Origin of the sequence: Streptomyces viridosporus (assembly GCF_002078235.1) — a bacterium.
GTDB classification, from domain to species: domain Bacteria; phylum Actinomycetota; class Actinomycetes; order Streptomycetales; family Streptomycetaceae; genus Streptomyces; species Streptomyces viridosporus.
In genome coordinates, this window is the sequence record NZ_MSGP01000534.1 from 1 (window position 1) to 15,041 (window position 15,041).

12 protein-coding genes are annotated in these 15,041 nt (G+C 72.2%); all 12 read right to left on the reverse strand.

Features of this window, described 5'->3' with window-relative positions:
• Positions 1–37: 37 nt before the first annotated feature.
• Entirely contained in the window at positions 38–2,185 is a 2,148-nt protein-coding gene (locus tag B7L92_RS31625) for a primosomal protein N' (RefSeq protein ID WP_081240743.1), read from the reverse strand.
• A 110-nt stretch (positions 2,186–2,295) separates the two neighbouring features.
• Positions 2,296–3,504, reverse strand: a complete 1,209-nt coding sequence (metK, locus tag B7L92_RS31630) for a methionine adenosyltransferase (RefSeq protein WP_081240744.1) — start codon at positions 3,502–3,504, stop codon at positions 2,296–2,298.
• A 237-nt stretch (positions 3,505–3,741) separates the two neighbouring features.
• On the reverse strand, positions 3,742–4,944 hold the full coding sequence (coaBC, locus tag B7L92_RS31635; RefSeq protein ID WP_081240745.1) for a bifunctional phosphopantothenoylcysteine decarboxylase/phosphopantothenate--cysteine ligase CoaBC: 1,203 nt from the start codon (positions 4,942–4,944) through the stop codon (positions 3,742–3,744).
• A 110-nt stretch (positions 4,945–5,054) separates the two neighbouring features.
• Positions 5,055–5,327: a DNA-directed RNA polymerase subunit omega gene (rpoZ, locus tag B7L92_RS31640; RefSeq protein ID WP_004933985.1), complete on the reverse strand. Its 273-nt coding sequence runs from the start codon at positions 5,325–5,327 to the stop codon at positions 5,055–5,057.
• A 101-nt stretch (positions 5,328–5,428) separates the two neighbouring features.
• The gene (gmk, locus tag B7L92_RS31645) at positions 5,429–6,022 is read right to left on the reverse strand and encodes a guanylate kinase (protein ID WP_081240746.1); all 594 of its coding nucleotides are present in this window, start codon (positions 6,020–6,022) and stop codon (positions 5,429–5,431) included.
• Positions 6,023–6,082: 60 nt separating this feature from the next.
• Positions 6,083–6,406, reverse strand: coding sequence for an integration host factor (locus B7L92_RS31650; protein ID WP_003977346.1), 324 nt, complete (start codon positions 6,404–6,406; stop codon positions 6,083–6,085).
• 286 nt (positions 6,407–6,692) lie between these two features.
• A complete protein-coding gene (gene pyrF / locus B7L92_RS31655) occupies positions 6,693–7,538 on the reverse strand; it encodes an orotidine-5'-phosphate decarboxylase (protein WP_004990680.1) in 846 nt (281 codons plus the stop codon).
• A complete protein-coding gene (locus B7L92_RS31660) occupies positions 7,535–8,641 on the reverse strand; it encodes a quinone-dependent dihydroorotate dehydrogenase (RefSeq protein ID WP_081240747.1) in 1,107 nt (368 codons plus the stop codon). The genes pyrF and B7L92_RS31660 overlap by 4 nt, the downstream gene beginning before the upstream one ends.
• A 52-nt stretch (positions 8,642–8,693) precedes the next feature.
• Complete coding sequence (gene carB, locus B7L92_RS31665; protein WP_081240748.1) at positions 8,694–12,002, reverse strand: carbamoyl-phosphate synthase large subunit; 3,309 nt, start codon at positions 12,000–12,002, stop codon at positions 8,694–8,696.
• A complete protein-coding gene (carA, locus tag B7L92_RS31670; RefSeq protein WP_081240749.1) occupies positions 11,995–13,137 on the reverse strand; it encodes a glutamine-hydrolyzing carbamoyl-phosphate synthase small subunit in 1,143 nt (380 codons plus the stop codon). The genes carB and carA overlap by 8 nt, the downstream gene beginning before the upstream one ends.
• Complete coding sequence (locus B7L92_RS31675) at positions 13,134–13,694, reverse strand: PH-like domain-containing protein (RefSeq protein WP_081240750.1); 561 nt, start codon at positions 13,692–13,694, stop codon at positions 13,134–13,136. Before B7L92_RS31675 ends, carA begins: the two co-directional genes overlap by 4 nt.
• Complete coding sequence (locus B7L92_RS31680; RefSeq protein ID WP_081240751.1) at positions 13,691–14,977, reverse strand: dihydroorotase; 1,287 nt, start codon at positions 14,975–14,977, stop codon at positions 13,691–13,693. Before B7L92_RS31680 ends, B7L92_RS31675 begins: the two co-directional genes overlap by 4 nt.
• Positions 14,978–15,041: the final 64 nt, after the last annotated feature.

Consider the following 15,041-nt stretch of genomic DNA (forward strand, 5'->3'; position numbering starts at 1 on the left):
CCCCGGGGCGGGTCGCACACCGGCCGCGCAGCGCCCCTCAGCCGATGTCGGGCGGGTCGATCCGCACCCGCACCGCCTCGCCTCCGCCCCGGGCCGTCCGTGCCGCCTGTGCGGCCTTCAACGCGCCCGCCAGGGCGGCGCCCCTGCCCGGCGGCACCCGGACCAGGCTCCGCTCCCAGTGCTCGCCGGGAGGCGGCCCTCCCGGTCGCCGCTGCTGCCCCGCAGCGGTGACCGGCAGCGGAACCGGGCCCAGCACCTCCGCCTCCCCGGGCAGTTCGACCGCGCGCAGGAACTCGGCCACCGCCCGGCCCGGCCCCGACACCGCCGCCATCCGCGACACCGGCGGGAACCCCAGCTCGGCGCGCTCGGCCAGTTCCCGCACCGCGTGCCCGACCGGGTCCCACCGCACCAGCGCCTGCACGGGCCGCAGCGTCGGCTCGGCGACCACCACCACCGTGCCCCCCGCCGACTGCGGACGGACGAGCGCCGCCGCGCCGATCCAGCGGCGCAGCGCGTCCTCCCCGGCCCGCAGGTCGGGGCGGCCCAGCATGGCCCATCCGTCCAGCAGCAGGGCCGCCGCGTACCCGCCCTCGGCGACCGGTTCCGCGCCGGGTGTGCTCACCACCAGTGCGGGCGCCGCCGGCACCGTGTCCAGCACGTGCTCGCGCCCCGAGGTGCGCACCGGAACGGCCGGGAAGGCGCGGCCCAGTTCCTCGGCGGTCCGCCGCGCCCCCACCACCTGGGCCCGCAGGCGGAACCCGCCGCACTCGGGACAGTGCCAGCCGCTCTCCTCGCGCCCGCACCAGCCGCACCGCAGATCGTCGGAGCCCCGCGCCTCGAGCGGCCCGGCGCAGTGGCGGCAGCGCGCCGGTTCCCGGCAGCGGGCGCACGCCATCCGCGGCACGTACCCCCGCCGGGGCACCTGCACGAGCACCGGGCCGTGCCGCAGTCCTTCCCTGACCGTCTGCCAGGCGAGCGTCGGCAGCCGGGCCGCGCGGGCGGCCTCGTCGCGCGCGAGGTCCCCGTCCCCCACGGTGCGCACCAGCGGTGCGGCGCCCCGCACCCGTTCCCTGCCGGCGACCAGCGGTCGGGCCCAGCCGGTCTCCACCAGCTGGGCGGCCTCCACGGTGCAGCTCCAGCCGCCCAGGAGGAACCCGCACCTGTCCTGCGCCGCCCTCAGCAGCAGCACCTCGCGGGCGTGCGGCTGCGGGGCGTGCTGTTCGCTGTGGCTGTCGTCGCCGTCGTCCCAGACGGCGACCAGCCCGAGGTCCCGCACCGGCGCGAACATGGCCGCGCGTGTTCCGACGACGGCCCGTACGGACCCCCGCCGCACGGCGAGCCACTGCGCGTACCGCTTCTCCGGTCCGGCGTCGGCGGTGAGCACCGCGTGCCGCCCCCGGCCCAGCAGGGCGGTGAGCGCGGCGTCGACCCGGGCGACGGCCCGTCCGTCCGGCAGGACGACCAGCGCACCGCGCCCGGAGGCCAGCGTCGCCGTGACGGCTCGCGCCAGTTCCTCGCTCCACTCCGGCCCGGGCAGCGCGTTCCACACCGCCCGCGGGGCGCCCCCGGAGGCCAGTGACTCCAGGAACGCGGGTCCCTGCTCGTAACGGCTCCAGGAGCCCGGCCCGGGTGCCGGGGGCGGCGGCAGCGGGGCGGGCGAGGGCCGTTGCTCGGCGCGGGCGCTGCGCGGCGGCACGGCGAGCTGGAGCACGTCGGCGAGGCTGCCGGCGTACCGGTCGGCGACCGCCCGGGCCAGTCCCAGCAGTTCCTCGCTCAGTACCCGCTCGGGTGAGACGACCTGGGCCAGCGCCGCCAGGGGGCCGGAGTAGTCGGACTCGGCGAGCCGCTCGACGAGGAACCCGTCGATCAGTCCTCCGCCCTCGCGCCGTCCCTCGCGCACCCGGTGCCGTCCGGCACCGAACCGCACCCGCACCCGCACTCCGGGCTGTGCGTCGGCGTCCAGTTCCTCGGGGACGGCGTAGTCGAAGTACCGGTCGAGGTGGAGCGCGCCCTTGTCGACGAGGACCCGGGCGACGGGCAGTTCCCTGGCGAGCGCGGCCCCCCGCCAGGTACGCGGCTTGGCCCGGGGCACCTCGGCCTTGCGCACGCTCTCCCGGATGAGCGCGAGCTGCTCGGGCGGCGCGCCCTTGGCGCCCCTGTCCGCCTGTCCGTTCTCGCTGCTCACGCCTGCATTCTTACCAAACGCCACCGACAGCGGCCCCGGCCCGGGACGCGCCGGGGCCCGGCGTCCCGAAGGACGCCGGGCCCCGCGCACCACCGGTGCGGCCGTGTGCCCTACAGGCCCGCCGCCGCGCGCAGCGCGTCCACGCGGTCGGTGCGCTCCCAGGTGAAGTCGGGCAGCTCACGGCCGAAGTGGCCGTAGGCGGCGGTCTGGGAGTAGATCGGCCGCAGCAGGTCCAGATCGCGGATGACGGCGGCCGGGCGCAGGTCGAACACCTCGTCGACGGCCCGCTCGATCCGCTCGGTGTCGACCTTGGCGGTGCCGAAGGTCTCGACGAACAGGCCGACCGGCTCGGCCTTGCCGATGGCGTAGGCGACCTGGACCTCGCAGCGGGCGGCCAGGCCGGCCGCGACCACGTTCTTGGCGACCCAGCGCATCGCGTACGCCGCCGAGCGGTCCACCTTGGACGGGTCCTTGCCGGAGAACGCGCCGCCGCCGTGGCGGGCCATGCCGCCGTAGGTGTCGATGATGATCTTGCGGCCGGTCAGGCCGGCGTCGCCCATCGGGCCGCCGATCTCGAAGCGACCGGTGGGGTTGACCAGCAGCCGGTAGTTCTCGGTGTCCAGCTTGATGCCGTCGTCCAGCAGCGCCCTGAGCTCCGGCTCCACGACGAACTCGCGGATGTCGGGGGCGAGCAGCGACTCCAGGTCGATGTCGGAGGCGTGCTGCGAGGAGACCACGACGGTGTCCAGACGGACCGCCTTGTCGCCCTCGTACTCGATGGTGACCTGGGTCTTGCCGTCCGGGCGCAGGTAGGGGATGGTGCCGTTCTTGCGCACGTCGGACAGGCGCTTGGACAGGCGGTGCGCGAGGAAGATCGGCAGCGGCATCAGCGTCGGCGTCTCGTCCGTCGCGTAGCCGAACATCAGGCCCTGGTCACCGGCGCCCTGCCGGTCCAGCTCGTCGTCGTCGCCCTCCACCCGGGCCTCGTACGCGGTGTCCACGCCCCGGGCGATGTCCGGGGACTGCGCGCCGATGGACACCGACACGCCGCAGGAGGCGCCGTCGAAGCCCTTCTTCGAGGAGTCGTAACCGATCTCCAGGATCTTGTTGCGGACCAGCGTCGCGATGTCCGCGTACGTCTTGGTCGTGACCTCACCGGCCACGTGCACCAGACCGGTGGTGATCAGGGTCTCGACGGCGACCCGGGAGGTCGGGTCCTCGCGCAGCAGCGCGTCGAGAATGGTGTCGCTGATCTGGTCAGCGATCTTGTCGGGGTGACCCTCGGTCACGGACTCCGAGGTGAACAGACGACGGGACACAACGCTCCCTGGGGTTGCAGCGGCTGCTGGCTGATCATTGGTGGACGGCGGGGGCTGCACCCGGCGCCGTCCGTGGAACAGTTTATCGGTCGCGCTTCGCCGCCGGTCCTCCTGTCTCGACTCTCGGAAACGCTGTGACCTGCGGCACGGGCATTGTGCCCATGCCGGGCGGCGTTGGCCAGAGGCGCCACGCCCCGAGGGGCGAGGTTTCGGTGGACCGAACGGTGAATGAAACACTCACCCGAGGCGCTCGACCACCAGGTCCCACACGGTTTCGGCCAGGGCCTCCTTCGGGCCGTGCGCGACGCGGGTCTCGCTGCCGTCGGCGCCCAGCACCACGGCCTCGTTCTCCTCGGAGCCGAACGTCTTGCGCTCCCCCACCTCGTTCACCACCAGCAGATCGCAGCCCTTGCGCTTCAGCTTGGCGCGGCCGTTGGCGAGCACGTCGTCGGTCTCGGCGGCGAAGCCGACGATCACCTGTCCAGGGCGTGCGCGGTCGCCCGAGATCTCGGCGAGAACGTCCGGATTCCGCACCAGGGCGATGGGCTCGGGCTCCTGGTCGTCCTTCTTCTTGATCTTGCCGGTCGCGTAGGACGCCGGCCGGAAGTCGGCGACGGCCGCGGCCATGACCACCGCGTCCGCGTCCGCGGCGGCGCCGAGCACGGCCTCGCGCAGTTCCACGGCGGTCCCCACGGGGACGACGCCCACACCGGCCGGGTCGGGCAGCGCGGTGTTGGCCGCGATCAGCGTGACGCGGGCGCCCCGGGCGGCGGCGGTACGGGCGAGGGCGTAGCCCTGCTTGCCGGAGGAGCGGTTGCCGAGGAAGCGGACCGGGTCGAGCGGCTCCCTGGTGCCTCCGGCACTGACCACGACGTGCCGTCCGGCGAGGTCGGGCGCCGTGGCACCGCGGGCCAGCACCCGGCGGCAGACCTCGAAGATCTCGGCCGGCTCGGGCAGCCGGCCCTTTCCGGTGTCGACGCCGGTGAGGCGGCCGACGGCCGGTTCGACGACGACGGCGCCGCGGCGGCGCAGCGTCGCCACGTTTTCCTGGGTGGCCGGGTGCTCCCACATCTCGGTGTGCATGGCGGGGGCGAAGACCACCGGGCAGCGGGCGGTGAGCAGGGTGTTGGTGAGGAGGTCGTCGGCCAGGCCGTGGGCCGCCTTGGCGAGCATGTCCGCCGTGGCCGGGGCGACGACCACCAGGTCGGCGTGCTGCCCGATGCGGACGTGCGGCACCTCGTGGACGTCGTCCCAGACCTCGGTGGAGACCGGGTTGCCGGAGAGGGCGGACCAGGTGGCGGCACCGACGAAGTGCAGCGCGGAGGCGGTGGGGACGACACGGACGTCGTGCCCCGACTCCGTCAGCCGCCTGAGCAGCTCACAGGCCTTGTACGCGGCGATGCCGCCGCTGACCCCCAGAACGACCTTCGGCTTGTCCACCGTCTCTCCCCGGACCTCGGAAAATGTGCGACCACCCCATGAGACACCACAGGCCCGGCAGATGTACTGCCGGGCCTGTGGAAAAGTCAGCCGCGATCAGCTGGTGCGACTTACTGACCGGGGCCTTCGACGGCCTCGGAGGTCAGCAGTCCCGCGTTGATCTCGCGCAGGGCGATCGAGAGCGGCTTCTCGTGGACGTGGGTGTCGACGAGGGGACCGACGTACTCGAGGAGACCCTCGCCGAGCTGCGAGTAGTACGCGTTGATCTGGCGGGCCCGCTTGGCCGCGTAGATCACGAGACTGTACTTCGAGTCCGTGGCCTCGAGGAGCTCGTCGATCGGCGGGTTGATGATGCCCTCGGGCGCGGAGATGGAAGAGGACACGCTCTACCTTCCGATGGATGGGAAAGATTCAGTCCGGGTGACCGCCGATCGATCCCGCTGGTCGGTCCTGCTGGACGATCCCACTGGGTGATCGGTGACGGTCAGACGACGTTCATCAAGGCTATCAGCTCGCGGGCCACGTCCTCGACGGAGGTGTTGACCAGGGTCGCGTCGAACTCCGGCTCGGCCGCGAGCTCGGTCTTCGCGGCCTGCAGACGGCGCTCGATCACCTCGGGCGACTCGGTGCCGCGGCCCGTGAGCCTGCGCACGAGCTCCTCCCAGGAGGGAGGAGCCAGGAACACCAGCTGGGCCTCGGCCATGGACTCGCGGACCTGCCGCGCGCCCTGGAGGTCGATCTCCAGCAGCACGGGCACGCCCGCCTCCAGGTGCTCCAGCACCGCCGCGCGGGGTGTGCCGTAGCGGTTGCCGGCGAACTCGGCCCACTCCAGCAGCTCACCGTTGGCGATCAGCTTGTCCATCTCCTCGTCGGTGACGAAGAAGTAGTGGACCCCGTGCTGCTCTCCCGGCCGGGGCCTCCGCGTCGTCGCCGACACGGAGAGCCAGACCTCGGGATGCTCCTTGCGCATATGGGCGACGACCGTGCTCTTGCCGACCCCCGAGGGGCCGGAGAGCACGGTCAGCCGCGGACGTGCGTCCGGGGGTTCGGGGGTCGTCCCCCGGGGTGTTGCAGCCATGCAGCGATTATTCCAGCAATCCCGGAGTGCCCGGGACGCCGGTCCCGGACCGCTCGGGGGTCAGGAGCCGGTGCTGCCGAACTCGCGCTCCAGGGAGGCGATCTGGTTGGACCCGAGACCGCGCACGCGGCGGCTCTCGGAGATGCCCAGTCGCTCCATGATCTGCTTGGCGCGGACCTTGCCCACGCCCGGCAGGGACTCGAGCAGGGCGGAGACCTTCATCTTGCCGATGACGTCGTTCTCCTGGCCCTGCTTGATGACCTCGTGAAGGGAGGCGCCGGAGTGCTTGAGTCGATTCTTGACCTCGGCCCGCTCCCGGCGAGCCGCGGCGGCCTTTTCGAGCGCGGCTGCGCGCTGTTCAGGGGTAAGGGGCGGAAGAGCCACGCCTACGTCACCTCGGATGTCGAACTGTCGGATACGGACCGGTGAGGAACCTAGTCGCCCCACACCTGGGGAGCCACGAGCAACACACCTGCCCGCTCCCTCCCACTGCCCGGGGGCGTGGGAGGTACTCCACTCGTCGGAGACTAGCGGCCAACTCCGCCTGAGTCAGCGAGAACAGCGGAAAAGTCCTGGTCAGCCTCCGTCAGGCCAGACATTTAAGACATACTGCCTCTGTTTTGGGGATGTATCCAGGGTCCGGGAGGCACGGAATCCGCCGCCGGCCGGTTCAGGCCGACGTCACGGCGGTCCGGATCTCCTCCGTGAAACGGTCCGCGGCGTCACGCAGCGCGACGACGTCGGGACCGTGACGCAGCACACCCCGGCTGACGTTCGGCACCACGTGGCGCACCGCGCGCCCGAAGACCGCCGGGAGATCGGCCGCCGTGGCCCCCTGGGCGCCGATGCCGGGCGCGAGGATCGGACCGCCCATGTCCAGGTCGTACGAGGACAGGTCGCCGAGCGTCGCCCCGACCACCGCGCCGAAGGAGCCCAGGGGCTCCTCCCCCGCGTTCTCCAGGGCCAGGTGCCCGAGCACGGTCGCCCCGACGGTGCGTCCGTCGGGCCGGACCGCGTGCTGCACCTCGCCGCCCTCCGGGTTGGAGGTCAGGGCCAGCACGAACAGTCCCGTGCCGCTCTCCCGGGCCAGCGCGACGGCCGGGCTCAGCGAGCCGTAGCCGAGGTACGGCGAGACGGTGAGCGCGTCGGAGAACAGGGGCGCGTCCTCGTGCAGGAAGGACTCGGCGTAGGCGGCCATGGTGGAGCCGATGTCGCCGCGCTTGGCGTCCATCACGACCAGTGCCCCGGCCGCCCGCGCCTCCCGGACCGTCCGCTCCAGGACGGCGACGCCGCGCGAGCCGAAACGCTCGAAGAAGGCGCTCTGCGGTTTGAGCACGGCGACCCGGCCGGCGACCGCCTCGACGACCGTGCGGCTGAACCGCTCCAGGCCCGTGACGTCGTCGTTCAGGCCCCACTCGGTGAGCAGGGAGGGGTGCGGGTCGATGCCCACGCACAGCGGGCCGCGCTCGTCCATGGCCCGGCGCAGCCGCGCGCCGAAGGGTTCGAGTCCGCTCATGCCGTTGTCCTCGCGTCGGCGCCCACCGCGTCGGCGAGCGTGGCGTACGGGCTGGTGCGCAGGCGCGCGGCGAGCCCCTTGTGGATGCTGCGGGCCCAGAAGGGGCCCTCGTAGACGAAGGCGCTGTAGCCCTGGACCAGCGTGGCGCCGGCCAGGATGCGCTGCCAGGCGTCTTCGGCGTTCTCGACGCCGCCGACGCCGACCAGGGTGATCCGGTCGCCCACGCGCGCGTGGAGGCGGCGGAGGACCTCGAGGGAGCGCGCCTTCAGCGGGGCGCCGGACAGCCCGCCGGCCTCCTGGACCACGGCGGGCTCGGACGTCAGGCCGAGTCCCTCGCGCGCGATGGTGGTGTTGGTGGCGATGATCCCGTCCAGGCCGAGCTCCACGGCCAGGTCGGCGACGGCGTCGACGTCCTCGTCGGCGAGGTCCGGCGCGATCTTCACCAGCAGTGGCACCCGGCGGGCCGGGACGGCCCGGTCGGCGGCCTCGCGGACGGCGGTCAGCAGCGGGCGCAGGTGGTCGACGGCCTGGAGGTCGCGCAGGCCGGGCGTGTTCGGGGAGGAGACGTTGACCACCAGGTAGTCGGCGTACGGCGCCAGCCGCTCGGCCGACTTCACGTAGTCCCCGACGGCCTCGGACTCCGGCACGACCTTGGTCTTGCCGATGTTGACGCCGACGGCCGTCCGGAAGACGGGCGTGCGGGAGGCCAGGCGCGCGGCGACGGCCAGCGAACCGTCGTTGTTGAAGCCCATGCGGTTGATCAGGGCGCGGTCCCCGACCAGCCGGAACAGCCGCTTCCTCGGGTTGCCGGGCTGCGGCTCCCCGGTCACGGTGCCGATCTCGACGTGGTCGAAGCCGAGCATCGCCAGGCCGTCGATGCCGACGGCGTTCTTGTCGAAGCCGGCCGCGAGCCCGAAGGGGCTGTGCAGGCGCAGCCCCAGGGCCTCGGTGCGCAGCTCCTCGTGGCGGGGCGCGAGCACGGCGGCGGCGAAGGTGCGCAGCACGGGGATCCGCGCGAGCAGGCGGATCCAGCGGAAGGCCAGGTGGTGGGCCCGCTCCGGGTCCAGCCGGGTGAACACCAGGTGGAAGAAGTACTTGTACATGCCTGTCCTCGTGAAGAGGGGGACACCGTTTCCGGTGTCCCCCTCGGGGCTGCTAGTCGCGGGCCGCGATCAGGCGTTCCGCGTGTTCCTGGAGCGAGCGGACGCCCACGTCCCCCCGGTTGAGGGCGTCGATGCCCTGGACCGCGGCGGCGAGCGCCTGGACCGTCGTCAGGCACGGCACGGACCGCGCCACGGCCGCCGTGCGGATGTCGTAGCCGTCGAGGCGGCCGCCGGTGCCGTACGGGGTGTTGACGATGAGGTCGACCTCGCCGTCGTGGATGAGCTGGACGATGGTCTTCTCGCCGTTCGGACCGGTGCCCTCGGAGTGCTTGCGCACCACGGTGGCGTTGATGCCGTTGCGCTTGAGGACCTCGGCGGTGCCGGAGGTGGCGAGCAGGTCGAAGCCGTGGGCGACCAGCTCGCGCGCCGGGAGGATCATCAGGCGCTTGTCGCGGTTGGCGACCGAGATGAACGCCCGCCCCTTGGTGGGCAGCGGCCCGTAGGCGGCCGACTGCGACTTGGCGTACGCCGTGCCGAAGACGGAGTCGATCCCCATGACCTCGCCGGTGGAGCGCATCTCCGGGCCGAGGACCGTGTCGACGCCGCGGCCGTGGATGTCGCGGAAGCGGGACCAGGGCAGCACCGCCTCCTTGACGGAGATCGGCGCGTCCAGCGGCATCTCGCCGCCGTCGCCGTGCGCCGGGAGCAGGCCCTCGGCGCGCAGCTCGGCGATGGTGGCGCCCAGCGAGATGCGGGCGGCCGCCTTGGCCAGCGGCACCGCAGTCGCCTTCGAGGTGAAGGGGACGGTGCGCGAGGCGCGCGGGTTGGCCTCCAGGACGTAGAGGATGTCCCCGGACAGCGCGAACTGGATGTTGATCAGGCCGCGCACCCCGACACCGCGCGCGATGGCCTCCGTGGAGGTGCGCAGCCGCTTGATGTCGAAGCCGCCGAGCGTGATCGGGGGCAGGGAGCACGCCGAGTCGCCGGAGTGGATGCCGGCCTCCTCGATGTGCTCCATGACACCGCCGAGGTACAGCTCCTCGCCGTCGTACAGCGCGTCGACGTCGATCTCTATGGCGTCGTCGAGGAAGCGGTCCACCAGCACCGGCCGGGAGGGGCTGATCTCGGTCGACTCGGCGATGTACGACTCCAGCCGGGCCTCGTCGTAAACGATCTCCATGCCGCGTCCGCCGAGCACGTAGGACGGCCGCACGAGGACCGGGTAGCCGATCTCGTCGGCGATGGCCTTGGCCTCGGCGAAGGTGGTGGCGGTGCCGTGCTTGGGCGCCGGCAGGCCGGCCTCCTTGAGGACCCGGCCGAAGGCGCCGCGGTCCTCGGCCGCGTGGATGGCCTCCGGAGGGGTGCCGACGATCGGCACGCCGTTGTCCTTCAGCGCCTGCGCCAGACCGAGCGGGGTCTGCCCGCCGAGCTGGACGACGACGCCCGCGACCGGTCCGGCCTGCTGCTCGGCGTGGACGATCTCCATCACGTCCTCCAGGGTGAGCGGCTCGAAGTACAGCCGGTCGGAGGTGTCGTAGTCGGTGGAGACGGTCTCCGGGTTGCAGTTGACCATCACGGTCTCGTACCCGGCGTCGTGCAGCGCGAAGGAGGCGTGGACGCAGGAGTAGTCGAACTCGATGCCCTGGCCGATGCGGTTCGGGCCGGAGCCCAGGATGATGACGGCCGGCTTCTCGCGCGGGGCGACCTCGGTCTCCTCGTCGTAGGAGGAGTAGAAGTACGGGGTCCTCGCGGCGAACTCGGCGGCGCAGGTGTCGACCGTCTTGTAGACCGGGCGGACGCCGAGGGCGTGCCGGACCTCGCGGACGACCTCCTCGCGCAGACCGCGGATCTCGCCGATCTGCTGGTCGGAGAAGCCGTGCCGCTTGGCCTCGGCGAGCAGCTCGCGCGTCGGCTCGGGCGCCTCGGCCAGCTCGTCGGCGATCTCCTTGATGAGGAAGAGCTGGTCGACGAACCAGGGGTCGATCTTCGTGGCCTCGAAGACCTCCTCGGGGGTGGCGCCCGCGCGGATGGCCTGCATGACGGCGTTGATCCGGCCGTCGGTCGGGCGGACGGCCTCGCGCAGCAGCTCGGCCTTGTCGCCGGGCTCGCCGACGAACGTGAACCGGCTGCCCTTCTTCTCCAGCGAGCGCAGCGCCTTCTGGAGGGCCTCGGTGAAGTTGCGGCCGATCGCCATGGCCTCGCCCACCGACTTCATGGTGGTGGTGAGGGTGGAGTCGGCGCTCGGGAACTTCTCGAAGGCGAACCGGGGCGCCTTGACGACCACGTAGTCCAGGGTCGGCTCGAAGGACGCCGGGGTCTCCTGCGTGATGTCGTTCGGGATCTCGTCGAGGGTGTAGCCGACGGCGAGCTTGGCGGCGATCTTGGCGATCGGGAAACCGGTCGCCTTGGAGGCCAGCGCCGAGGAGCGCGACACCCTCGGGTTCATCTCGATGACGATGACGCGGCCGTCGACGGGGTTCACCGCGAACTGGATGTTGCAGCCGCCGGTGTCGACGCCGACCTCGCGGATGACCGCGATGCCGATGTCCCGCAGGGTCTGGTACTCGCGGTCGGTGAGCGTCATCGCCGGGGCGACGGTGATGGAGTCGCCGGTGTGCACGCCCATGGGGTCGAAGTTCTCGATGGAGCAGACCACCACGACGTTGTCGTGCTTGTCGCGCATCAGCTCCAGCTCGTACTCCTTCCAGCCGAGGATGGACTCCTCCAGGAGCACCTCGGTGGTCGGCGAGAGGGCCAGGCCCTGGCCGGCGATGCGACGCAGCTCGTCCTCGTCGTGGGCGAAGCCGGAGCCGGCGCCGCCCATGGTGAAGGACGGGCGGACGACGACCGGGTAGCCCCCGAGCTCGTCGACGCCGGCGAGCACCTCGTCCATGGAGTGGCAGATCACCGAGCGGGCGGACTCACCCTGCCCGATCTTCTTGCGGACCTCCTCCACGACCTCCTTGAACCGGTCGCGGTCCTCGCCCTTGTGGATGGCCTCGACGTTGGCGCCGATCAGCTCGACGCCGTACTTGTCGAGGACGCCGTTCTCGTGCAGGGCGATCGCGGCGTTGAGGGCCGTCTGGCCGCCCAGGGTGGGCAGCAGGGCGTCCGGCCGCTCCTTGGCGATGATCTTCTCGACGAACTCGGGGGTGATCGGCTCGACGTAGGTGGCGTCGGCGATCTCCGGGTCGGTCATGATCGTCGCCGGGTTGGAGTTCACCAGGACGACGCGCAGGCCCTCGGCCTTGAGCACGCGGCACGCCTGGGTGCCGGAGTAGTCGAACTCGGCGGCCTGGCCGATGACGATCGGGCCGGAGCCGATGACCAGGACGGACTGGATATCGGTGCGCTTAGGCACGCTGGCCCTCCATCAGGGAGACGAAGCGGTCGAACAGGTAGGCGGCGTCGTGCGGGCCCGCTGCCGCTTCCGGGTGGTACTGGACGCTGAAGGCCGGCTTGTCGAGCAGCCGGAGCCCCTCCACCACGTTGTCGTTCAGGCAGACGTGGGACACCTCGGCGCGGCCGAACGGGGTGTCGGAGACCTGGTCGATCGGGGCGTCGACGGCGAAGCCGTGGTTGTGCGAGGTGACCTCGACCTTGCCGGTCGTACGGTCCTGCACCGGCTGGTTGATGCCGCGGTGGCCGTACTTCAGCTTGTAGGTGCCGAAGCCGAGGGCGCGGCCGAGGATCTGGTTGCCGAAGCAGATGCCGAACAGCGGGGTGCCGCGCTCCAGAACGCCCCGCATCACGGCGACGGCGTGGTCGGCGGTGGCGGGGTCGCCGGGGCCGTTGGAGAAGAACACGCCGTCGGGGGCGACGGCGTAGACGTCGTCGACGGTGGCGGTCGGGGGCAGGATGTGCACCTCGATGCCGCGCTGGGTCATGCGCTGCGCGGTCATGCCCTTGATGCCGAGGTCGATCGCGGCGACGGTGAACTTCTTCTCACCGATCGCGGGGACGACGTACGGCTCGGTGGTGGCGACCTCGGAGGCGAGGTCGGCGCCCTCCATCGGGGGCACGTCCTGGACGCTCGCCAGCAGCGCGGCGTCGTCCCGTACGGCGTCGCCGCTGAAGATGCCGACGCGCATGGCGCCCCGCTCGCGCAGGTGCCGGGTGAGCGCGCGGGTGTCGATGCCGCTGATGCCGACGACGCCCTGCGCGGCGAGTTCCTCGTCCAGGGGGCGGCGGGAGCGCCAGTTGGAGGGGACCCGCGCGGGGTCGCGCACGACGTAGCCGGCGACCCAGATCCGCCGGGACTCGGGGTCGTCGTCGTTGACGCCGGTGTTGCCGACGTGCGGGGCGGTCATCACCACGACCTGGCGGTGGTACGACGGGTCGGTGAGGGTCTCCTGGTATCCGGTCATGCCGGTGGAGAACACCGCTTCGCCGAAGGTCTCCCCCACCGCCCCGTAGGCACGGCCGCGGAAGATCCGGCCGTCCTCCAGGACGAGTACGGCGGGAACCTCGGCGGTTCCCCTGGTGGAGGTTGTCATCGTGCGCCTTCCGTCTCGGAGATCATGTGGTTGAGGGTGTCGACCCACTCGTTGTGCTCGGCCGCGTGGTCGGAGCGGAAGCCGGAGTCGATCAGCCGGTCGCCGTGCGCCCAGGTGACGACCAGCAGGCCGCCCTCGGTGAGGACCTTGCCGGCGATGCCCTTGTCCAGCCGGGCACCGCGCAGCGCCTCGGCCGGGACGAAGAAGTCGTCCGCTCCGGGCCGGACCACGTCCAGCCCCGCGTCGGTGAGCGTCAGCTCGACCCGGCTGCGGGTGCCCAGGCCGTGCGCCACGATGCGGTCGAGCCACTGGCCGGCGGTGGTGGAGCCGTGGTAGCGGCCGCTCATGCTCAGTTTCACCGGGCCGGGGTCCTCCGGCGCGCTGTGCAGCTCCGGGAGGTCGCCCTGGAGCGTGCCGCGCCACTTCCAGCCCTCACGCATCAGCCAGTAGACGAGCGCGACGAAGAGGGCGAGTCCGACGACCCAGCCGATCCGGGCGGCCCAGTCGGTCACTTCCGCCGATTCCCTCTCGGCGGCCAGCAGGATTACAGGTGTCACGTGAGCTTCCCGTCGACGAGTGTGGCCTTGCCCCGGAGCCAGGTGTGCGTCACACGGCCCGGCAGCTCACGGCCCTCGTAGGGGGTGTTGCGGCTGCGCGAGGCGAAGCCCGCGGGGTCCACGGGACCACGGTATGTCGTGTCGACGAGGGTGAGGTTGGCGGGCTCACCTGCCGAGACGGGACGGCCGTGGCCCTCGGCGCGTCCGATGCGCGCGGGGGCGAAGGACATCCGGTCGGCCACGCCGGCCCAGTCCAGCAGCCCCGTGTCGACCATGGTCTCCTGGACCACCGACAGCGCGGTCTCCAGGCCGACCATGCCCATGGCGGCGGCGGCCCACTCGCAGTCCTTGTCCTCGTGCGGGTGCGGGGCGTGGTCGGTGGCGACGATGTCGATCGTGCCGTCGGCGAGCGCCTCGCGCAGCGCCCTCACGTCCCGCTCGGTGCGCAGCGGCGGGTTGACCTTGTAGACCGGGTCGTAGGTGCGCACCAACTCGTCGGTGAGGAGCAGGTGGTGCGGGGTGACCTCGGCGGTGACCCGGATGCCGCGGGACTTGGCCCAGCGGACGATCTCGACGCTGCCCGCCGTGGAGAGGTGGCAGATGTGGACGCGGGAGCCGACGTGGTCGGCGAGCAGCACGTCCCGGGCGATGACCGACTCCTCGGCGACGGCCGGCCAGCCCCCGAGGCCCAGTTCGGCGGAGACGACGCCCTCGTTCATCTGGGCGCCCTCGGTCAGCCGCGGCTCCTGCGCGTGCTGGGCGACGACCCCGTCGAAGGCCTTCACGTACTCCAGGGCACGGCGCATGATCACGGCGTCGTGGACGCACTTGCCGTCGTCGGAGAAGACGGTGACGCCGGCGGCCGACTCGTGCATGGCGCCCAGCTCGGCGAGCTTGCGCCCCTCCAGTCCGACGGTGACGGCGCCCACGGGCCGCACGTCGCAGTAGCCGTGCTCCCTGCCGAGCCGCCAGACCTGCTCGACCACGCCGGCGGTGTCCGCGACCGGGAAGGTGTTGGCCATGGCGAACACGGCCGTGTAGCCGCCGCTCGCCGCCGCGCGGGTGCCGGTCAGCACGGTCTCGGAGTCCTCGCGGCCGGGCTCGCGCAGATGGGTGTGCAGGTCGACCAGGCCCGGCAGCAGCACCTTGCCGCCGGCCTCGACGACCTCGGCGCCCTCGGCGCTCAGCCCGGCGCCCACCTCGGCGATGGTCCCGCCGTCGATCAGGACGTCCTGCGGGTCGCCGCCGAGCACCTTCGCACCGCGGATCAGGATCTTGCTCATCTGTCTTACTTCTCCTCGGCAGCGGAAGGGGTGTGCGCGGGGCGCTCGTCGGAAGGGTGGTGGG